The following is a 19601-nucleotide window of genomic DNA, read 5'->3' as shown; positions in this document are numbered from 1 at the left end:
CTTCATTTCCAGACTTCGATTCCATGCCACGTCCCGACACCCAGGCCTACGCCCAGCAGTTCCCCAAGCTCCCGCCCACCGCCGCCGACGCGCAGGGCCACCTGGTCTACACCCAGTTCATCGACGGCGGGTTCACCGGCGCCGCTGGCGCCCGCCTGGCCACCAGCGACCCGGTCACCGGACGCCAATGGGCCAGCATCGCCCGCGGCACCGCGCAGGACGTGGACACGGCCGTGCAAGCCGCCCATCGCGCCTTCACCCGGGGCGCGTGGCCGGCCATGAACGCCAGCCAACGCGGCGCGCTGCTGCGCCGCATCGGCGACCTGGTCACCGAACACGCGGAATGGCTGGCGCACGTGGAACAGCGCGACAACGGCAAGCTCAGCGCAGAGCTGTCCATGCAGATGCGCTACATGGCCAACTACTACTATTACTACGGCGGCCTGGCCGACAAGATGGAAGGTACGGTCATCCCGACCGACAAGCCGGGCGTCTTCAACTACACCGTCTACGAACCGCTGGGCGTGGTCGCCTGCATCACGCCCTGGAACTCGCCCCTGCCACTGGCCAGCATGAAGATCGCGCCCGCCCTGGCGGCCGGCAACACGGTGGTGCTCAAGCCCTCGGAATTCACCTCGGCCTCGCTGCTCGAACTGATGAAGCTGTTCCAGCTCGCCGGCGTGCCCGAGGGCGTCGTCAACGTCGTGACCGGGCTGGGCGCCGAGGTCGGGGCCGCGCTGGTGGACCATCCGCTGGTACAGCGCATCGCCTTCACCGGCGGCCCCGAGGCCGGCCAGCGCATCAACGAGCAGGCCGCCTCGCGCATGAAGCGCGTGACGCTGGAGCTGGGCGGCAAGTCGCCCAACATCGTGTTCGACGACGCCGACTTCGAACAGGCCCTGAAGGGCGCCGTGGCCGGCATTTTCGCCGCCTCGGGCCAGACCTGCGTGGCCGGCTCGCGCCTGCTGCTCCAGGACGGCATCCACGACCGCTTCCTGGAACGCCTGGTCGAGATCGCCGGCAGCGCCCGCTTCGGCCACCCCGCCGATGCACAGACCCAGGTGGCGCCCATCTCCACCGCGCCGCAGCTCGACAAGATCGAATCCTATGTGCAGGTCGCGCTGGCCGACGGCGCCCGGCTGGTGGCGGGCGGCAAGCGCGCCCACGTGCCGGAGTGCCCCGAGGGGCTGTTCTTCCAGCCCACCATCTTCGCGGACGTGGACAACCGCATGCGCATCGCCCAGGAAGAGGTGTTCGGCCCCATTCTGTCGGTCATCCGCTTCCAGGACGAAGACGAGGCCGTGGCCATCGCCAACGACGTCGACTTCGGCCTGGCGGCCGGCGTCTGGACCACCTCCATGCCGCGTGCGCTGCGCATGGCGGGCAAGGTGCGGGCCGGCACGGTCTGGGTCAACAACTACCGCTCGACCAGCGTCACGTCGCCGTTCGGCGGCTTCAAGATGAGCGGCGTCGGGCGCGAATGCGGCATTGCCGGCATGCGCGAGTACATGGAGATCAAGAGCGTCTGGCTGTCCATGGAAACCGACATCCCCAACCCCTTCGTGCGGCGCTGAACCGGCTCCCGGCGGCGGAAAGGCAAATTGGCTATGATGGCGCGAGCCCCCAGCGACCTACCCGGCATGACGGCATGCGCCGCCGTGCCGCCCCATCGTGACCAGAACCGACTCCACCCGCTCCCGGAAAAGCGAGGACGCCGCCGCCTCGCATCGCATCGCCGACTACGTCCCGCTCTACTACCGGGTCTATACCCTGCTGCTCCAGCACATCCGGGACCATGGCTACGACGAACACACGCCGCTGCCGACCGAGGCCGAGTTCGCCGAACGCTTCCAGGTCTCGCGTGTGACCCTGCGCAAGGCGATGAACATCCTGGAGGCCGACGGCCTGATCACGCGCCAGCGCGGCCGGGGGACCTTCGCCCGCAAGCCCGTCCGCCCGCCCGGCAAGACCGGCTTCAGCGGCCTGATCGAGAACATCGTCCACTTCCAGGAGACGACCAAGGTCAGGCTGCTGGCGTTCGAGCGCGTCGGGTTGCCGACCAACATCGCGCCGCTGCTGGACCGGCAGCAGGGCGAGCCGGGCCTGCGTATCGTGCGCGTGCGCAGCGACGCCACCTCGCCCTTCTCGCATATCACCTGCTACCTGCCGGAACCCGAGGCCAGCCTGCTCAAACGCAGCGACTTGCGCAACACGCCGGTGTCCATCCTGCTCGAGCGCCAGGGCGTGAAGGCCACCCAGGCCGAGCAGTGGATCAGCGCCACGCTGGCCGACAAGGATACGGCGCAGGCGCTGCAGGTCGAGATGGGCAGCGCGCTGATCAGCCTGACGCGGGTCTACCGCGATACCGCCGGGCGGCCCATCGAGATCCTGCACGAACTCTACCGGCCCGATCGCTACGAGTACCGCGTGAACCTGTCGCGCATCGAACAGGGCGACGCCCCGCGCTGGTCGGAAGTCCCGGACTGACCCGGGCGGCGCCGTCGCGCGCGCCGCCCCCTCCCCTGATCCCGCCGATACGCCCGTCGCCGGCCTGAGCCGTCGCGCCCTGATCCGTATCCCCGACAATACCCATAAAAGTATTATGTATGATACAAAATACTTTTAAACCGGCTCGATGCCAGCGCCGGTCGCCTCATCGACAGAAGGATTCCATGCAGCAACCTCACCACGTCATCGTTGCCGGCGCCGGGCCGGTGGGCCTGACCGCCGCGCTGATCATCGCGCGCGCCGGCCTGCGCGTCACGCTCCTGGAAAAGCGCGACCGGCTCAACGAAGCCTCGAAGGCCTCGACCTTCCACGCGCCCACCCTGGCGGTGCTGGACCACCTGGGCGTGCTGTCCGCCATGCTGGAACAGGGGCAGGACGTCACGCACATCCAGTACCGCAGCACCGAACAAGGCATCCTGGGCGAAATCGCCCTGGCCGAACTGAAGAACGACACCGACTATCCGTATCGCCTGCACCTGGAACAGTCGCGCATCACGCCGCTGCTGCTGGCGCAACTGCGCGAACATCCGCATGCCGACGTCCGGTTCGGCACCGCCTTCCTGGACGCGGCCTCGGACGCCGGCGGCGTCACCGTGCGCGTGCAAGGCCCCGAGGGTGTCCAGACTCTGCGCGCCGACTACCTGCTCGGCACCGACGGCGCGCGCAGCCAGGTGCGGGAGTCCATGGGCCTGCCGTTCGACCCGACCCCCTATCCCGGCTGCGTGTTGCGGGTGCTGGCCGACGAAAGCCTGGAACGCATCCTGCCCGGCCTACGGCCCATCAGCTACCTCGTCAACGGTGACGCCTCGGCCAGCTTCCTGCGCATGCCCGACTGCTGGCGAATCATCCTGCGCGTGCCGCCCGACGTGGACGAGGCCCGCGCCCAGTCGCGCGCCTGGATACTGGAACGGCTCCAGCAACTGGTGCCCGGGCTGAAGGAGCTGCCCAACATCGTCGGCCAGGACGTGTATTCGGCCAGCAAGTTCGTGGCCGGCACGTACCGCGCGGGGCGCATCTACCTGGCCGGCGACGCCGCCCACCTCAGCAACACCCGCGGCGGCATGAACATGAACTGCGGCCTGCACGACGCCTACTTCATGGCCACCGCCCTGGTCGAGGGCCTGCGCAAGGACGACCAAGCCGTCGTCGACGCGGCCGCCGACCGGCGCCACCAGGTCGCCGCCGACTCCCTGCTGCCGCGCACCGATGCCATGGTGACCGGGCAGGCCACCTGGCTCGACAACGTCAAGGGACTGCTGGGCGACCCCGTCCAGCGTCTCGCCTTCCTGCGCCGGACCGCCATGCTGGACATGGCCCCCGAACTGGCGCGCCGCATCGATCCCGTTTCCGCCACCGCATGAGCCCCGCCATGACCGATCTCCCCCTCGTCAGCCGCCCCCAATGGCGGGTCGGCGCCCTGGTGCCGCCCGCCAACCCCACCGTGGAAGTCGAATACCCGGCGCTGCTGCCGCCCGCCGCCGCGCTGCACGCGATGCGCCTGCCCGTGGTGGCCGGCGATCTCGATACCCGCAACCTGGCCTATCTGGACAGCTATGCGTCCTGCCTGCAAGGCTTCGGCTCGCTCAGGCTCGACGGTGCCGTCATCGCCCTGACCGGCTCACAATACCGCATCGGCCACCAGGAAGACCTGCGCCGCTGCGCGCAACTGTCCGAACAGTTCGGCATGCCCGTGGAAACCGCCAGCTTCGCGCTGGCGCGCGCGCTGCGCCACCTGGGCATCACGCGCATCAGCATGGTGTCGCCCTATCCCGACTGGCTGACCGAACTGGCCATCGCCTACTGGCGCGGCGCGGGCGTGCAGGTGGACCACGTCGAACACTTCGCCGACGAACTGGTCGCCTACAAGGTCTCGCCGGCCGAGGTCGCCCAGCGGCTGGCCTCGGTGCAGGCGCATCCCGACGGCGCCGTGCTGCTGTCGGGCACGGGCATGCCCACCATCGAATCGATCATCCAGGCGACCGGCAAACAGGTCCCTATCCTGTCGTCCAACCTGTGCAGCATCTGGAGCATCAGCCGGACGCTGGGCATCCCCCATCCCGACTGGATGACGCGGGCCTTCCCCTGGCTGTGCAAGGCCTGACCCGAATCGTCCGACTCCGTCCCATCATTTCATCGAGGATATCCGCCATGACCTCCGTTCGCCTCGTCGCCCTGCTGGCCACCCTGGCCGGTACCGCCAGCCTGCCCTCCGCCCCCGCCTTCGCCCAGAACGGCGCCTATCCCAACAAGCCCGTCCGCGTCATCGTCCCGTTCCCGGCCGGCGGCACCACCGACGTGGTGGCCCGCCTGATCGGCGCGCAGGTCGGGGAAGCCTGGGGCCAGTCCGTGGTGATCGACAACATGGCCGGCGCCTCGGGCCTGATCGGCACCGCCGCGGGCGTGCGCGCCGCGCCCGACGGCTACGTCCTGACGCTGGGCAACAACCAGACCCATTCGACCAACGCCTCGCTGTTCCCCAAGATCCAGTTCGATCTGAGCAAGGACGTCCAGCCCGTCGCCCTGCTTACCCGCACGCGCCACGCCATCGTCGTGCCCGCCTCCTCGCCGTACAAGACGCTGGCCGAACTCATCCAGGGCGGGCGCGGCAAACCGGTGAACTACGCATCCTCCAGCCCCGGCTCGTCCTCGCACCTGGTATCCGAGACCTTGTGCTCGAGCATGAAGATGCGTTGCACGCACATCCCCTACAAGGGCGCCGCGCCGGCCGTGACCGACCTGATCGCCGGCCACGTGGATTTCATGACCGCGAGCTACGCCAGCGCCATCGCCTACATCAAGGCCGGCAAGCTGCGCGCGCTGGCCATCTCGGGCGATACCCGCGAGGCGCAGGCCCCCGACGTCCCCACGCTGCACGAACTCGGCTACGAGACGCTGTCGGCCGACAGCTGGATCGGGCTGTACGCCCCCGCCGGCACGCCGCGCGCGGTCCTGACCAAGTGGAGCGACGAGCTGGCGCGTGTCATGGCCCAGCCCGACATCCAGCAGAAGCTGGCCGGCGCGGGCTTCGAACCCTGGTTCAAGCCCCTGGCGCAGGTCGAGGAGTTCCACCGCAACGAGATCGCCCGCTGGCGCAAGATGGTGCAGACGGCCGGCGTCACGCTGGAGTAGCGCCATGGCTGCGCGCGCCGGATCCCCGCCGCCACGGATGTCGCGCCTGTGCCTGGGCATGATGTCCTACGGCGATCCCGCCTGGGCGCCCTGGGTCGTCGGGCTGGACACGGCGCGGGCCCTGTTTCGCCAGGGCCTGGAGAACGGCATCGAGTGCTTCGATACCGCCAACTACTACTCGGACGGGGAAAGCGAACGCATCCTGGGCCGGCTGGTGCGCGAACACGGCGGCCGACACCGCCTGACACTCGCCACCAAGGTGGGCCTGCCGGTGGCCGATGGCCGGGGCCTGTCGGCGGCGCAGATCGCCCGGCAGGCCGAGGCCTCGCTCAGGCGCCTGGACACGGACTACATCGACCTGTATCAGGTCCACAGCTGGGACGAAACGGTACCCATCGAGGAAACGCTGGGTGCCCTCGAGGCCCTGGTCGACGCGGGCAAGATCCGCGCGTACGGCTGCTCCAACCTGGACCACTCGCAGATCGCCCAGGCGGCGCGGGCCGCCTCCCTCCTGGGCGCGCGCGGCTACGCCAGCGCGCAGTTGCAGTTGAACCTGCTCTACCAGGAAGAGCTGCGCGCCACCCTGCCGGCCTGCGCCGAACACGGCCTGGACATCCTGGCCTACAGCCCGCTGGCGCGCGGCTACCTGGCCGACGCGGCGGCGGGCGACGCCGAAGCCGCCGCCCGCCTGTCCACCGACGCCAAGGGGCAGCGCCTGTACGGCGGACCGCGCGGCGCCCGGGTCCGCGCCGAGCAGTTGCGCATCGCCGCCGAACTGGGCGCCGAACCCGCGGCCGTCGCGCTGGCGTGGGTGCTGGCCCAGCCCGGCGTGCGTTCGGTCATCGTCGGCGCGTCGCGAAGTTCGCACCTGGACGCGGCGCTGCGCGGGCGCGACCTGCGCCTGCCCACCCAGGCCCTGGACCGGCTGGCCGCTGCCTACGAACCGCGCGACTACCTGCGGGTGCGCCTGAACCCCTGACGCCCGTAGGTTCAAGGCCGTCCTCCGGAGGACCAGGCGTTACCATAGGGACGTCAGCATTTCAGCCGGAGCTGCTCCCCATGGCACAAATCGTCTTGCTCGAGAACATCCATCCCAGCGCGGTCGAAGTCTTTACCGCCGCGGGCTACAGCGACATCGCCACCCACGCCGGCGCCCTGCCGCCCGACGCGCTGCGCGATGCCCTGCGGGGCGCCAGCGTGGTCGGTATCCGCTCGCGCACCCACCTGGATGCGGGCATCATCGACAGCCTGCCCGACCTGCGCGTCATCGGCTGCTTCTGCATAGGCACCAACCAGGTCGACCTCGCCACCGCAATGGAACATGGCGTGCCGGTCTTCAACGCGCCGTTCTCCAACACCCGCTCGGTGGCCGAACTGGTGCTGGCCGAGGCCATCCTGCTGCTGCGCCGCATCCCCGAGAAGAACCTGCGCGTGCATCAGGGCCACTGGGACAAGAGCGCGACCGGCGCCTACGAGGCACGCGGCAAGACCCTGGGTATCATCGGCTACGGCAACATCGGCTCGCAGGTCGGCATCCTGGCCGAGGCGCTGGGCATGCGCGTCATCTTCCACGACGTCGAGGCCAAGCTGCCGCTGGGCAATGCCCGCGCCTATCCCGACCTGTCCGCGCTGCTGGCCGAGTCCGACGTGGTAACCCTGCACGTGCCCGGCGGCCGCTCCACGGAGAACATCATCAACGAGGCCACGCTGTCGCAGATGAAGCGCGGCGCCATCCTGATCAACGCCTCGCGCGGCACCGTGGTCGACATCGATGCGTTGCGGGCCGCGCTCGACGCCGGCCTGCTGCGCGGCGCGGCGCTGGACGTCTTCCCGGTCGAGCCCAAGAGCGTGGACGAACCGCTCAAGAGCCCGCTGATCGGCCTGCCCAACGTCATCCTGACGCCGCACATCGGCGGCAGCACGGTCGAATCGCAGGAGAACATCGGCAAGGAAGTGGCCGAGAAGCTGATGCGCTTCATCCAGGGCGGCACGACCAAGGGGGCGGTGAACTTCCCCGAATTGTCCCACCAGGACATGGCGGGCACCTCGCGCATCCTGCACGTGCACCGCAACGAACCGGGCGCGCTGGCCCTGCTGAACGCGGTCTTCGCCGAACGCAAGATCAACATCTGCAGCCAGCAACTGCAGACCAAGGGACCGATCGGCTACGTGCTGACCGACATCGGCAACCAGGCGGACGCGGCGCTGATGGACGCGCTGCGCGCGCTGCCGATGACGGTGCGCTGCGACCTGCTATAGCGCAGGGGCGAAGCGCACCGACAGCCGCTCCTGCAGGCGGCGGTGGAACTCGGGCACGCGCTGCGCCGCGGCCCGGGTCAGTTCGCGGAACGCCTCGGGCTCTGCGCCGGGCGCAACGCGGGGCGCGGCCCAGATCGCATCGGGAAAATGGCGGTCGCCGCGCCAGCGGGGAATGACGTGCCAATGCAGGTGCGGCACCATGTTCCCCAGCGCGGCCAGGTTGACCTTGTCCGGCCGCATGTGATCGCGCATGACCGCCTCCACCTCCAGCACCACCCGCATCACGTGCAGCCGGTCCTCGTCGTCCAGGTCGGTCATCTCCGCCGCGTGGGTGCGCCAGATCACGCGCACATAGCCGGGATAGTCCGCATCGTCGACGGCGATCACGCGCAGACGATCGTCCCGCCACAAGGCCGGCGCGCCGTCGGTGGCGCAAAGGGGGCAGGAATCGGCAGGAGAACTCATCTGGGGAACACCTTGGTAGCTATGACGAACCGCCCTGGCGCGACTGCGCCTGGCTGATGAAATGCTGCAAGGCTTGCAGGCCGTCCTCGTCCAGGCCGTCCAGGGTGCAGCCCATGTGGTAGCCCTGCTCGGGCTCGCGGCGCGGCGTGACGTGCATCACCTTCAGGTCCACCGGCAGCCGGATCGCGGGACTCAATACCAGCGTCGCGCGCGGCAATTGCGTGCCCACCGGGAAAGGCCGGCTGCCGGGCGGCAGCAGCAGGCCGACCCCGGTCATGCTGATATCGATCACTTCCAGTTCGATGGGAGCGTCGGCCGGATCGCGGCGCGCCCGCACCACCGGAGCGGGACGCCCGGCCGGACGAACGCGGAAATACGAGCGCCGCTGGAAACGGTACAACTCCAGCGGCAGCAGGCAGGCCAGCCGGCCGCCGTCGGCGCCGGGCAGCCATTGCAGGTTGTGGACACGGAACTGGATCTTGACGTGATCCAGGTAGCCGACGGCCACTTTCCACGGCGAAGCAAGCAGGTGTTCCAGGCAGGTGTCGCCGGGGGTACCCGACAGCCACAGCAGACGCCTGCCGCGGTCCACCCCGGCGATGGCCGACAGGCAGGACACGCCGTCGGCGGCAGCCAGGGCCACGATTTCGGACTGCTCGGCCATGCGTCCGAGCAGGGTCAGGATTTCCAGCGGCTGCGAGATCCGGAAGTCCTCGAGCGAGTCGTCGCCGGCGGGCTCGGGCGTCAGAGGCAGCAGCGGGTGCTCCCTCATGGCTCGCCCTTCCGTGCGTGCGCGCCCGTTCCCAATGCCACGCCTACAACAGGACCCGCTCGATGCCGCCGTCGTTGGCGCGCCTGACGTAGTCCTCCATCCACTGCTGCCCCAGCACGTGGCGGGCGATCTCGACCACGATGTAGTCCGCGTCCAGGCTCGCGTCGTCGTTGTAGCGGCTGAGCCCCTGCAGGCACGACGGACAGGAGGTCAGCACCTTGACATCGCCCTGGAAGCCGTCGGCGCGCAGCTTGTCGGCGCCCTTGCGCAGTTCCTCTTCCTTGCGGAAGCGGATCTGCGTGGAGATGTCGGGACGGGTCACCGCCAGCGTGCCGGACTCGCCGCAGCAGCGATCGCTCTTGTCCACGCCCTCGCCCACCAGCGCCCGCACCGTCTTCATCGGATCCTGGAGCTTCATGGGCGTATGGCAGGGGTCGTGGTACATGTACCGCGCGCCGGTCACGCCCTCGAGCTTGACGCCCTTCTCCAGCAGGTATTCGTGGATGTCGATCAGGCGGCAGCCGGGGAAGATCTTCTCGAATTCGTAGCCGGCCAGTTGGTCGTAGCAGGTCCCGCAACTGACCACGACGGTCTTGATGTCGAGGTAGTTGAGCGTGTTCGACATCCGGTGGAACAACACCCGGTTGTCGGTGATGATCTTCTGCGCCTTGTCGTCCATGCCGTTGCCGCGCTGCGGGTAGCCGCAGCACAGGTAGCCGGGCGGCAGCACGGTCTGCACGCCGGCATGCCACAGCATGGCCTGGGTCGCCAGGCCCACCTGCGAGAACAGGCGCTCGGATCCGCAGCCCGGGAAATAGAACACCGCCTCGGTATCGGCCGAGGTGGCGCGCGGGTTGCGGATGATGGGGATGTACTTGGCGTCCTCGATGTCCAGCAGCTTGCGCGCGCCCTGCTTGGGCAGGTTGCCGGGCATCTTCTTGTTGACGAAGTGCACCACCTGTTCCCGCATGGACGGCTTGCCCACCGTGGCCGGCGGATGCTCGGTCTGCTTGCGCGCGAACTTGGCCAGCACGTCGTGGGCCAGTCGCTGGGCCTTGTAGCCGACGTCGACCATGGCCTTGCGCGTGGCGTTGATGGTGCGCGGGTCCTTGGCGTTCAGGAAGAACATGGCCGCGGCCGTGCCGGGGTTGAACGACTTGCGGCCCATGCGGCGCAGCAGGCTGCGCATGTTCATGGACACGTCGCCGAAATCGATGTCCACCGGACAGGGTTTCTCGCACTTGTGGCACACCGTGCAGTGGTCGGCCACGTCCTCGAACTCTTCCCAGTGCTTGATGCTGATGCCGCGCCGCGTCTGTTCTTCGTACAGGAAGGCCTCGACCAGCAGCGAGGTCGCCAGGATCTTGTTGCGCGGGGAATAGAGCAGGTTGGCGCGCGGCACGTGGGTCGCGCACACGGGCTTGCACTTGCCGCAGCGCAGGCAGTCCTTGATGGCGTGCGAGATCGCGCCGATGTCGCTCTGCTGCATGATCAGCGACTCGTGCCCCAGCAGGTTGAAGCTGGGCGTGTAGGCGTGCCGCAGGTCGCCGCCGGGCATCAGCTTGCCGGCGTTGAAGCGGTTGTGCGGATCGATGCGGCGCTTGTAATCCTGGAACGGAGCCAGCTCGGCTTCGGACAGGAATTCGTATTTGGTGATGCCGATGCCGTGCTCGCCCGAGATCACTCCGTCCAGGTTGCGCGCGACGTCCATGATGCGTGCGACGGCCTCGTTGGCCTCCTGCAGCATCTCGTAGTTGTCGGAGTTGACGGGGATGTTGGTGTGCACGTTGCCGTCGCCCGCATGCATGTGCAGCGCGACGAACACCCGGCCCTTGAGTTCCTTGTCGTGAATTTCCTGGGCGCGGACCAGGATGGGCGCGCAGGCCTGGCCGGAGAAGATGCGCGACAGCGGCGCCTTCAGCTCGGCCTTCCAGGACACGCGCACCGTACGGTCCTGCACCACGTCGAACACGCGGGCCGTGGGCTGGACCTGCAGCCGTTCCTGCAAGGCCGGCAGCAGCTGCCCCAGCCCGATGCGGGCGAACTCGCCCAGCGTATCGGCCAGCGGCAGGTCCATGCTGCGCAGGATCCAGTTCCAGCGGTCGCGCACCGCCTCCAGCAGTTCCAGCGCCTGCACGGCGCGGTCGCCCAGGATTTCCTCGCGCGAGAGCTTCTCGCCCTCGCCGTCCTCGCTCTTGCCCACCGGCAGCTCGCCGTCGAAGAACTCGGCCAGCCGGTCGATCAGCCGCAGCTTGTTGCGGGTCGACAGCTCGATGTTGATGCGCTCGATCTCGTCCGTGTACTCGCCCATGCGCGGCAGCGGAATCACCACGTCTTCGTTGATCTTGAAGGCGTTGGTGTGGCGCGCGATGGCGGCCGTGCGCGAACGGTCGAGCCAGAATTTCTTGCGGGCCTCGGCGCTGACCGCCACGAAGCCTTCGCCGTGGCGGGTATTGGCCAGCCGCACGACTTCGCTGGCAGCCACGGCCACGGCATCCTCGTCGTCGCCGACGATGTCGCCGATCAGGACCATCTTGGGCAGCGTGCCGCGCTTGCTCTTGGTGGCATAGCCCACCGCGCGCAGATAGCGCTCGTCCAGGTGCTCCAGGCCGGCCAGGATGGCGCCGCGCGCCCGCCCTTCGCCGTCCAGGTAGCCCTTGACCTCGACGATGGACGGAATGGCGTCACGCGCCTGCCCGAAGAACTCCATGCAGACCGTGCGCACGTGCTTGGGCATGCGGTGCAGCACCCAGCGCGCCGACGTGATCAGGCCGTCGGTACCTTCCTTCTGCACGCCCGGCAGGCCGGCCAGGAACTTGTCGGTCACGTCCTTGCCCAGGCCTTCCTTGCGGAACACGCGGCCGTGGATGTCCAGCGTCTCGGTACGCAGCAGGTGTTCGCCCGGCTTGCCCGCGCCGTCGAACCACTTCAGCTCGAAGCGTGCCACCGCCACGTCGTGGATCTTGCCCAGGTTGTGCTCGAGGCGCGTGACCTCCAGCCAGTTGCCCTCGGGGTCGACCATGCGCCACCAGGCCAGGTTGTCCAGCGCCGTGCCCCACAGCACCGCCTTCTTGCCGCCGGCGTTCATGGCGACGTTGCCGCCCACGCAGGAAGCCTCGGCCGAGGTGGGATCCACGGCGAACACGAAACCGGCCTTGTCGGCCGCGTCAGCCACCCGCTTGGTGACCACGCCCGCGCCGGTGAACACCGTGGCGACCTCGCGGTCCACGCCAGGCAGCGGCCCGACGGTGACTTCGCCCAGGGTCTCGAGCTTCTCGGTATTGATGACGGCGGACTTCCAGGTCAGCGGCACCGCGCCGCCGGTATAGCCCGTGCCGCCCCCCCGCGGGATGATGGTCAGGCCCAGCTCGATACAGCCACGCACCAGCGCGGCGATCTCGTCCTCGCTGTCGGGCGTCAGCACCACGAACGGGAATTCCACCCGCCAGTCGGTGGCGTCGGTGACGTGCGAGACCCGGGACAGCCCGTCGAACTTGATGTTGTCGCGCGCCGTCGTGCGGCCCAGTACCTTCTGCACCCGGCGGCGCAGTTCGGCGGTCTCGTTGAACTCCTGCTCGAAGGCCCGCACGGCGCTGCGCGCCATGTCCAGCAGCCGGCCCACCTTGCCGTCGCGTTCGGCGTCGTCGGGTTCGCGCCGGCGCTCGACCTCGCGCAGCCGGTGGTTCAGCGCCTCGACCAGCAGGCCGCGGCGCTTGGGATTGTCCAGCAGGTCATCCTGCAGGTAGGGATTGCGGCGCACCACCCAGATGTCGCCCAGCACCTCGTACAGCATGCGCGCCGACCGGCCGGTGCGGCGCTCGCCCCGCAGGTCGCACAGCATTTCCCAAGCCTGCGAGCCCAGCAGCCGCTGCACGATTTCCCGGTCGGAAAACGACGTGTAGTTGTACGGAATCTCCCGCAGGCGAGTGGGTGCGTGCGCGGGGGCGAGGGCGATGGGCAGAGGGGCGTTCATGGTGGGGGCTGTACTTCATCCCGAGGGTAGCCGACCATTCTAGCCGATTGCCCCGCCCCCTCGCTGGGGACGCCCCCTTTTCCCGACCCGTGAAAAGGGTCATATCTCGCGGGAATTGCAGTCAACGCGAGGGATTTCCGCCCTAGGAAGCGGCTCCCAGGCGCCGCGCCCAGCCCGCCTCGGAAAACCCCACGCTGGCCACCCCGTCCGCCGTCACCAGCACCGGCCGCTTCACCAGCGTCGGATGCTCGGCCACCAGCGCCAGCCACTGCGCCTCGCCGGCGGGCTGCTTGCGGTCCTCCGGCAGGTTGCGCCAGGTCGTGGACGACCGGTTCACCAGCTTCTCCCAGCCCCCCACCTGCCCCGCCCAGTCTCGCAGCGCGTCCGCGCCCACCGGATGCTCCCGGTAGTCGATGAAATCGGCCTCCAGCCCCTGGGCGGCCAGCCATTTACGCGCCTTGCGGCAGGTATCGCAATTGTTCAGTCCGTAGACCCGCGTCGTCATAGTCCAGATCCTTTTCTTGCTACTTGTCGGGGAACACCCACAGCAGCGCGGCGGTCATCGTGGCGTAGCGCCCGAACTTGCCGATGGCCATATAGACCACGCAGGCCCGGAAATCCAGCCGCAGCCACCCCGCCACCGCGCACAGCGGATCCCCCACCAGGGGCACCCACGACAGCAGCAGCGTCTTGGCGCCGAACCGCTCTATCCAGGCGTGGGCATAGGCGTGCCAGCGATCCTTCCGCGAGGGCGCATGCGCCTCGCCGCCGTCCGGCTCCGCCTCGTGTTCGTGAGGATGCCGGGCCTCGCGCCGCGCCTTGATGCGCTCCACCGCCCGCTTGGCCCCCACCCCCATCCAATAGCTGATCATCCCCCCCGCGGTATTGCCCGCGGTCGCCACCAGCACCGCCACCCAGAACATCTGCGGGGCCAGCTTCACATAGCCGAATACCGCCGGCTCGGATCCCATGGGCAGCAGCGTGGCGGAAACCAGGCTGACCGTGAAAATGGCCGACAGCCCCACTTCCGGCAGGGCCAGGGTGTGGAGCAGCCATTGAACGGAGGATTCCAGCCATTGATGCATGGCGAGAGTTTAGACCACCCCGTACCCGCTTACGCGGCGCCCTGGAAGCATCCTCAACGCCGGCGCTTTCGAAGGGACAAAGCGCCCCTTGAGCCATCTGTGTCAAACTAAAGGACTACGGTTTTTCCACCAACCCCTGACGCAGCATCATGGCCACCGACTATCTCAAGCGCATTCTTACCGCCAAAGTCTACGACGTCGCTATCGAGACCTCCCTCGAAGCCGCTCCCCAGATTTCGGCGCGAATTGCGAACACGGTGCTGCTCAAAAGGGAAGACACCCAGCCCGTCTTCAGCTTCAAGCTGCGGGGTGCCTACAACAAGATGGCCAACCTGCCGCCCAAGGCGCTCGAACGCGGCGTCATCGCCGCCTCCGCGGGCAACCACGCCCAGGGCGTCGCGCTGGCCGCCCAGCGCATGGGCTGCCGGGCCGTCATCGTCATGCCGGTCACCACCCCCCAGCTCAAGATCGACGCGGTCAAGGCCCGCAACGCCGAAGTCGTCCTGCACGGGGAAAGCTTCACCGACGCCTACAACCACGCCAAGCAACTGGAAGCGAAGGAAAAACTCACCTTCGTCCACCCCTTCGACGACCCCGACGTCATCGCCGGCCAGGGCACCATAGGCATGGAGATCCTGCGCCAGCACCCCGGCCCCATCGACGCCATCTTCGTGGCCATCGGCGGCGGCGGCCTGATCTCCGGCGTGGCCGCCTACGTCAAGCAGCTGCGCCCCGAGATCCGCATCATCGGCGTGCAGACCGTCGACTCCGACGCCATGGTCCAGAGCGTGCAGAAAGGCCGCCGCGTCACCCTGCCCGACGTCGGCCTGTTCTCCGACGGCACCGCCGTCAAGCTCGTGGGCGAGGAAACCTACCGCCTCACCCGCAAATACGTGGACGACTTCGTCGTGGTCGACACCGACGCCATCTGCGCCGCGATCAAGGACGTGTTCGAGGAAACCCGCAACGTGCTGGAGCCCGCGGGCGCGCTGGCCCTGGCCGGCCTCAAGAAATACGCCGCCCAGCACCGCATGAAGGGCAAGACCCTGGTGGCCATCGCCTGCGGCGCCAACATGAACTTCGACCGGCTGCGCTTCGTGGCCGAGCGCGCCGACGTGGGCGAGGCGCGCGAAGCCGTGTTCGCGGTGACCATGCCCGAGGAACGCGGCAGCTTCCGCCGCTTCTGCGAACTGGTCGGCAACCGCAACGTGACCGAGTTCAACTACCGGATGGCCGACTCGGAAAAGGCCCACGTCTTCGTCGGCCTGCAGACCGCGTCGGCCGGCGAATCGGCCAAGATCGCCGCCAACTTCCGGCGCAACGGCTTCACCGCCATCGACCTCACGCACGACGAACTGGCCAAGACCCACCTGCGCCACATGATCGGAGGCAGCGGCCCCCAGGCCAATCACGAACTGCTGTACCGCTTCGAGTTCCCCGAGCGGCCCGGCGCGCTGATGCGCTTCCTGAACTCCATGTCGCCCAACTGGAACATCAGCCTGTTCCACTACCGCAACCAGGGCGGCGACTACGGACAGATCGTCGTGGGGCTGCAAGTGCCGCCGTCCGACAAGAGGACCTTCGCGGCCTTCCTGGCGGAACTGGGCTACCGGCACTGGGACGAATCGGAAAACCCGGCCTACAAGCTGTTCCTGCGCTAGGCCCCGTTCACGCCAGTTCGAAAACGATATCCTGCGCGCCTTCCCACAGCGTCTTCACGCCCAGCGCGCGCAGGTTCTCCTTGCCCTCGACCACGGTCAGGAAATGGTTGCCAGCAAGCTGGCCCATCTTGCTGGCGAACATGCAGCTGCCATAGGCCAGGATGATTTCGGTCTCGCTGTAGCCGCCCGGATAGAACAGGATGTCCCCCACCGATGGATGGCTGGTGTGGTTCTCGAACCCCACGCCCAGCTTGAACTCGCCCAGCGGAATCCAGCAGCCCTCGCCGCTCCAGCGCACGTGGATGATCTTCTGCGTATAGGGCAGCAGCTTCATGAAAGCAGCCACCGTCTCCGGGGCATCCGGGTTGGTCTCGGCAATGAACTCGTATTCGGCGGCGCGTATGCGGATTCTTGTCATGATTGTCTGCGAAGGGTGAAGGCCGGTGACCGGCCCGGGGTGATGAAAAAAACCGGCCAGGCCGCCTCAGTTTAATCAAATGGACGGCCGCGTCAGGCCGCGGGAGCGGGATCGGGATCGCCGATCCATTTCGTCACGGTCGGCGCCTTCCAGGCCGCCAGCCCGTCGAGCAGCGCGCCCGGGTCGGCCTCGATCACGATCATGTCGCGGTGCTCGGCCTTCATGAAGCCCTCCTGCACCGCGTGCGTCAGCATGGCCCGCATGGGTTCGTAGAAACCGCGCACGTTCAGTACCCCGCACGCCTTGGTGTGGTCCCCGAGCTGCGTCAGCGTGGCGGCCTCGAATAACTCCTCGTAAGTCCCCAGGCCGCCGGGCATCGCGATGAAGGCGTCCGCCAGATCCGCCATGCGCGCCTTGCGCGCCCGCATGTCCGCCACGATCTCGTGCGAGGTCAGCCCCGGATGCAGATGGCCGCGGTCGTGCAGCCGGCGATTGATGACACCCACCGCCTGGCCGCCGGCCTCCAGCACCGTGTCGGCCATGATGCCCATCAGGCCCTTGTGAGTGCCGCCGTACACCAGCGTCAGGCCGCGGGCCGCGATCTGCGCGCCCAGCTGCCGCGCAGCCTGGGCGTACTCGTCCGAGAAACCGAAATTCGAGCCGCAGAAGACCGCGACCCGGCCGAGGGCAAGCGCTGTGGTGTCCATGAAAAAATCCCGGTGCCGAAGCGTGGAAGTGTAAACGCAATGCCGGGCCGCCCGATGGAGTCACCACCCTGTAACGCGAAGCACGCAGGATGGCAGCGCTCCACATTCGAGCCTTCACCCATCCGCACTCCGAGAACAATGAGCGAACACACCTACCCCGTCATCCCCCTGGACTTCTCCCTGCGCCGAGCCTTCCTGCTCAAGACCTTCCGCACCGCCGGCGCGGTCAGCCTGACGGGCTTCCTGGCAGCCTGTGGCGGCGACGGCGACGATGCCTCCAACCCCGCGCCGGTCGACCCCAAGCCCCCCGTCGATCCCGAACCGCCCGTCGAGAAGTTCAACCCCTTCGCCAAATTCACCGAGCTGCAACCCGCCGATGCCAACGGCGTGATGCTGCCCAAGGGCTTCTCCTCGCGCATCGTCGCGCGCAGCGGCAAGGCGCCGGTCAGCGGCGGCAGCTTCCTGTGGCATGCCGCGCCCGACGGCGGCGCCTGCTATGCCACCGACGACGGCGGCTGGATCTACGTCAGCAACGCCGAAATGACCGCCCCGCTGGGCGGCGTCAGCGCGCTCAAGTTCGACAAGACCGGCAAGATCATCGACGCCTACCCCATCCTCAAAAGCACCTCGGGCAACTGCGCCGGCGGCCCCACGCCCTGGAACACCTGGCTGTCGTGCGAAGAATTCGAACTCACCCAGCAGATCGCCGGCCTGGTCTGGGAATGCGACCCCTACCACCCCTGGTCCGACGCCAACCCGCCCCGCGCCTGGCCCGCCCTGGGCAGATACGCGCATGAAGCGGTCTGCGTCGACCCGTCCAACCGCATGCTGTACCTGACCGAGGATGCCAGCGGCGGGCGGATCTACCGCTACGTCTGCGACTCGACCGACTGGCCCGCCGGCGCCGAGCGCCCCGTCAAGTTCGAGTCCGGCCAGTTGCAAGTGCTGCGCATCGACGCCCTGCCCCGCGACGCCGACTCCGCCGACGCCGCCTACGCCGACCTGATCGGCTTCGGCAAGACGCCGGTGTCCATCACCTGGGAACCCGTGGCCTTCCCCGACCAGGGTCAGAAGAACATCCGCGACACCCTGCGCAAGGGCGGCATCCTGCCCCCGGGCAATTACTTCCAGAAGGCCGAAGGCATCTGGTTCTTCAACGGCATCGTGTTCTTCGTCACGTCCCGCAACAGCCGCATCTGGGCCTACGACACCGCCCACCGCACCCTCGAAGTCATCTTCGACGGCAAGCTCGGCCCGGCCGAAACCCACAGCATCGACGAACCGGACAACATCACCATCACCTCTTTCGGCGAAATGCTGGTGGCCGAGGACGCGGGCAACCTGGAGATCGGCGTGCTGCGCGACGACGGCACGTCGCAGGCCGTGATGCGGCTGGTCGGCCACGACGACAGCGAGATCACCGGCCCCGCCGTCTCGCCCGACGGCACCCGGCTCTACTTCAGCTCGCAGCGCGGCACGGCGGGCAAGTCGGAGGAAGGGATCACGTTCGAGGTGTTGTTGCCGACGAAGCTGGTGGTGTAGCCAGGCAGCGAGGGGCATGGGCTCATGCCCCGCTTGGGCGGGGAGCACTTGAACGAACCCATTCGGCGGCTGAGCTCGAACGGTTCATCCCCGCTCCCGCGGGGAACACTAGTCCTCAAGCTGATCGAGCGAAATCCCGAGCGCTTGGGCAATGCGGGCCCGGGTCGCCTTGCGCGGCCGGGCATCGGGGCCTTCCATGTTCGCGTAGGTCGGTTGCCGCACCTCAAGACGCGCGGCCATTTCCGCCTGGGTGATCCCAAGGTACTCCCGCCACGCCCGAATCAGGCTCCATCCGTTCTTGACCTGAAGGCTGATCACCTCATGGGGCACCGCCTCCCCCGTGGGGATGCGCGGCTTATTGCCAGTCAGCGCAATGTATTCGTCGTAGGGAAGCACAACGAAGGCCGGCCGGCCGTCGCTAGTGTTGATGATGGTGTGGTTCGTGCTCATCGCGTTCTCCGCCGGGCTATTGCCCGGATGGGGTGTCAGTACGTCTGGTCGTCGCGCTTCTTCACCTCCTGCACTTCGACGATTCGGATTTCATGATCCGCGTCGAATAGCACTCGATACTTACCGACGCGCAGGCGGTAACCGTACTGGTGCTTCGTGAGGGCTTTCACATTCTGGGCGTTGGGCAAATCCACCAACGTGGACACGGCATCAACAATCGCTTCGCGGGCCTTCTGCGTACCGACCGTTGCCAACTGCTTGCGAGCCTTCTTCATCCAGTTGATGGTGTACATCTGTGCCTTATCGAATATAGGTTATTTTATAGGAAAACCTATATAAAATCCACGACTCAGGGGATCGCGCAGCAGGTAGCGCGCCGGGCTCGTGCGTGAGCGCGAAACATGATTCGTCCCCGCTCCTGCGGGAAACACTTGGCCAGTTGCTCGGCCCCGGTCTGATAGGTCGGGTCATCCCCGCTCTCGCGGGGAACACTACTGACCAGTTAGGGCCACGGACAACACAATCGGTTCATCCCCGCTCTCGCGGGGAACACATCTGCGCCGACGTGATGGATTTGGCCACGATCGGTTCATCCCCGCTCTCGCGGGGAACACATCGCGGCGGAGCGCTCG

18 protein-coding genes and 1 CRISPR repeat array (1 of these 19 only partly in view) are annotated in these 19601 nt (G+C 67.8%); of the genes, 9 read left to right on the top strand and 9 right to left on the bottom strand.

Features of this window, described 5'->3' with window-relative positions; genetic code table 11:
- Positions 1-23: 23 nt before the first annotated feature.
- The 7 genes from EGT29_RS03610 (at position 24) to serA (ending at position 7896) form a co-directional block, all read left to right on the top strand.
- Complete coding sequence (locus EGT29_RS03610; RefSeq protein WP_124687732.1) at positions 24-1574, top strand: aldehyde dehydrogenase; 1551 nt, start codon at positions 24-26, stop codon at positions 1572-1574.
- 97 nt (positions 1575-1671) lie between these two features.
- On the top strand, positions 1672-2487 hold the full coding sequence (locus EGT29_RS03605; RefSeq protein WP_124687731.1) for a GntR family transcriptional regulator: 816 nt from the start codon (positions 1672-1674) through the stop codon (positions 2485-2487).
- A gap of 185 nt (positions 2488-2672) precedes the next feature.
- Positions 2673-3869: an NAD(P)/FAD-dependent oxidoreductase gene (locus EGT29_RS03600; protein WP_161567685.1), complete on the top strand. Its 1197-nt coding sequence runs from the start codon at positions 2673-2675 to the stop codon at positions 3867-3869.
- Positions 3870-3877: 8 nt separating this feature from the next.
- On the top strand, positions 3878-4609 hold the full coding sequence (locus tag EGT29_RS03595) for a hypothetical protein (RefSeq protein ID WP_124687729.1): 732 nt from the start codon (positions 3878-3880) through the stop codon (positions 4607-4609).
- 47 nt (positions 4610-4656) lie between these two features.
- Positions 4657-5637 carry a tripartite tricarboxylate transporter substrate binding protein gene (locus tag EGT29_RS03590; RefSeq protein WP_124687728.1) on the top strand — a complete coding sequence of 327 codons (981 nt, stop codon included), beginning with the start codon at positions 4657-4659 and terminating at the stop codon, positions 5635-5637.
- A 4-nt stretch (positions 5638-5641) separates the two neighbouring features.
- Positions 5642-6616 carry an aldo/keto reductase gene (locus EGT29_RS03585; RefSeq protein ID WP_124687727.1) on the top strand — a complete coding sequence of 325 codons (975 nt, stop codon included), beginning with the start codon at positions 5642-5644 and terminating at the stop codon, positions 6614-6616.
- A gap of 80 nt (positions 6617-6696) precedes the next feature.
- Positions 6697-7896 carry a phosphoglycerate dehydrogenase gene (gene serA, locus EGT29_RS03580; protein WP_124687726.1) on the top strand — a complete coding sequence of 400 codons (1200 nt, stop codon included), beginning with the start codon at positions 6697-6699 and terminating at the stop codon, positions 7894-7896.
- Here the strand turns inward: serA and EGT29_RS03575 are convergent.
- The 5 genes from EGT29_RS03575 to EGT29_RS03555 form a co-directional block, all read right to left on the bottom strand.
- The gene (locus EGT29_RS03575) at positions 7891-8361 is read right to left on the bottom strand and encodes an HIT family protein (RefSeq protein ID WP_124687725.1); all 471 of its coding nucleotides are present in this window, start codon (positions 8359-8361) and stop codon (positions 7891-7893) included. The genes serA and EGT29_RS03575 overlap by 6 nt on opposite strands.
- A 19-nt stretch (positions 8362-8380) precedes the next feature.
- A complete protein-coding gene (locus tag EGT29_RS03570; protein WP_124687724.1) occupies positions 8381-9133 on the bottom strand; it encodes a flagellar brake protein in 753 nt (250 codons plus the stop codon).
- A 43-nt stretch (positions 9134-9176) separates the two neighbouring features.
- Positions 9177-13106 carry a DUF3683 domain-containing protein gene (locus EGT29_RS03565; protein WP_124687723.1) on the bottom strand — a complete coding sequence of 1310 codons (3930 nt, stop codon included), beginning with the start codon at positions 13104-13106 and terminating at the stop codon, positions 9177-9179.
- Positions 13107-13248: 142 nt separating this feature from the next.
- On the bottom strand, positions 13249-13611 hold the full coding sequence (locus tag EGT29_RS03560) for an arsenate reductase (protein ID WP_124687722.1): 363 nt from the start codon (positions 13609-13611) through the stop codon (positions 13249-13251).
- Positions 13612-13630: 19 nt separating this feature from the next.
- Positions 13631-14191, bottom strand: a complete 561-nt coding sequence (locus tag EGT29_RS03555; RefSeq protein WP_124687721.1) for a YqaA family protein — start codon at positions 14189-14191, stop codon at positions 13631-13633.
- Between the two features lie 149 nt (positions 14192-14340).
- On the opposite strand from EGT29_RS03555, the gene ilvA reads away from it, so the two are divergent.
- Positions 14341-15852 (top strand): threonine ammonia-lyase, biosynthetic, encoded by a 1512-nt coding sequence (gene ilvA / locus EGT29_RS03550; RefSeq protein WP_124687720.1) that lies wholly within the window; start codon positions 14341-14343, stop codon positions 15850-15852.
- Positions 15853-15859: 7 nt separating this feature from the next.
- On the opposite strand, the gene EGT29_RS03545 is transcribed toward ilvA, so the two are convergent.
- Together EGT29_RS03545 and EGT29_RS03540 are read right to left on the bottom strand one after the other, a co-directional pair.
- Positions 15860-16270 carry a DUF3830 family protein gene (locus EGT29_RS03545; protein WP_124687719.1) on the bottom strand — a complete coding sequence of 137 codons (411 nt, stop codon included), beginning with the start codon at positions 16268-16270 and terminating at the stop codon, positions 15860-15862.
- A 92-nt stretch (positions 16271-16362) separates the two neighbouring features.
- Positions 16363-16977, bottom strand: coding sequence for a TIGR00730 family Rossman fold protein (locus EGT29_RS03540; protein ID WP_124687718.1), 615 nt, complete (start codon positions 16975-16977; stop codon positions 16363-16365).
- A gap of 138 nt (positions 16978-17115) precedes the next feature.
- Here EGT29_RS03540 and EGT29_RS03535 point away from each other — a divergent pair, with 138 nt between their 5' ends.
- Positions 17116-18519, top strand: coding sequence for an alkaline phosphatase PhoX (locus EGT29_RS03535; protein ID WP_161567684.1), 1404 nt, complete (start codon positions 17116-17118; stop codon positions 18517-18519).
- A 108-nt stretch (positions 18520-18627) separates the two neighbouring features.
- Here EGT29_RS03535 and EGT29_RS03530 read toward each other — a convergent pair whose 3' ends face one another.
- Positions 18628-18969, bottom strand: a complete 342-nt coding sequence (locus tag EGT29_RS03530) for a helix-turn-helix domain-containing protein (RefSeq protein WP_124687716.1) — start codon at positions 18967-18969, stop codon at positions 18628-18630.
- A 35-nt stretch (positions 18970-19004) separates the two neighbouring features.
- On the bottom strand, positions 19005-19262 hold the full coding sequence (locus tag EGT29_RS03525) for a type II toxin-antitoxin system RelE/ParE family toxin (protein ID WP_087836810.1): 258 nt from the start codon (positions 19260-19262) through the stop codon (positions 19005-19007).
- Positions 19263-19371: 109 nt separating this feature from the next.
- A CRISPR array of direct repeats spans positions 19372-19601; the repeat unit is 29 nt (it continues 410 nt past the right edge of the window).

The organism is Pigmentiphaga sp. H8, assembly GCF_003854895.1.
Taxonomy (GTDB): Bacteria; Pseudomonadota; Gammaproteobacteria; order Burkholderiales; family Burkholderiaceae_B; genus Pigmentiphaga.
The sequence above is the reverse complement of the archived record's forward strand: the minus strand, read 5'-3'. Positions and strand labels throughout refer to the sequence as shown.

Excerpts from the sequence above, each read along its gene's own strand:
- EGT29_RS03595 (WP_124687729.1), top strand. The coding sequence starts at position 3,878 with ATGACCGATCTCCCCCTCGTCAGCCGCCCCCAATGGCGGGTCGGCGCC.
- serA (WP_124687726.1), top strand. The coding sequence starts at position 6,697 with ATGGCACAAATCGTCTTGCTCGAGAACATCCATCCCAGCGCGGTCGAA.
- EGT29_RS03540 (WP_124687718.1), bottom strand. The coding sequence starts at position 16,977 with ATGGACACCACAGCGCTTGCCCTCGGCCGGGTCGCGGTCTTCTGCGGC.
- EGT29_RS03535 (WP_161567684.1), top strand. The coding sequence starts at position 17,116 with ATGAGCGAACACACCTACCCCGTCATCCCCCTGGACTTCTCCCTGCGC.
- EGT29_RS03560 (WP_124687722.1), bottom strand. The coding sequence starts at position 13,611 with ATGACGACGCGGGTCTACGGACTGAACAATTGCGATACCTGCCGCAAG.
- EGT29_RS03600 (WP_161567685.1), top strand. The coding sequence starts at position 2,673 with ATGCAGCAACCTCACCACGTCATCGTTGCCGGCGCCGGGCCGGTGGGC.
- EGT29_RS03555 (WP_124687721.1), bottom strand. The coding sequence starts at position 14,191 with ATGCATCAATGGCTGGAATCCTCCGTTCAATGGCTGCTCCACACCCTG.
- EGT29_RS03610 (WP_124687732.1), top strand. The coding sequence starts at position 24 with ATGCCACGTCCCGACACCCAGGCCTACGCCCAGCAGTTCCCCAAGCTC.
- EGT29_RS03530 (WP_124687716.1), bottom strand. The coding sequence starts at position 18,969 with ATGAGCACGAACCACACCATCATCAACACTAGCGACGGCCGGCCGGCC.
- EGT29_RS03570 (WP_124687724.1), bottom strand. The coding sequence starts at position 9,133 with ATGAGGGAGCACCCGCTGCTGCCTCTGACGCCCGAGCCCGCCGGCGAC.
- EGT29_RS03525 (WP_087836810.1), bottom strand. The coding sequence starts at position 19,262 with ATGTACACCATCAACTGGATGAAGAAGGCTCGCAAGCAGTTGGCAACG.
- EGT29_RS03565 (WP_124687723.1), bottom strand. The coding sequence starts at position 13,106 with ATGAACGCCCCTCTGCCCATCGCCCTCGCCCCCGCGCACGCACCCACT.
- EGT29_RS03545 (WP_124687719.1), bottom strand. The coding sequence starts at position 16,270 with ATGACAAGAATCCGCATACGCGCCGCCGAATACGAGTTCATTGCCGAG.
- ilvA (WP_124687720.1), top strand. The coding sequence starts at position 14,341 with ATGGCCACCGACTATCTCAAGCGCATTCTTACCGCCAAAGTCTACGAC.
- EGT29_RS03585 (WP_124687727.1), top strand. The coding sequence starts at position 5,642 with ATGGCTGCGCGCGCCGGATCCCCGCCGCCACGGATGTCGCGCCTGTGC.
- EGT29_RS03575 (WP_124687725.1), bottom strand. The coding sequence starts at position 8,361 with ATGAGTTCTCCTGCCGATTCCTGCCCCCTTTGCGCCACCGACGGCGCG.
- EGT29_RS03590 (WP_124687728.1), top strand. The coding sequence starts at position 4,657 with ATGACCTCCGTTCGCCTCGTCGCCCTGCTGGCCACCCTGGCCGGTACC.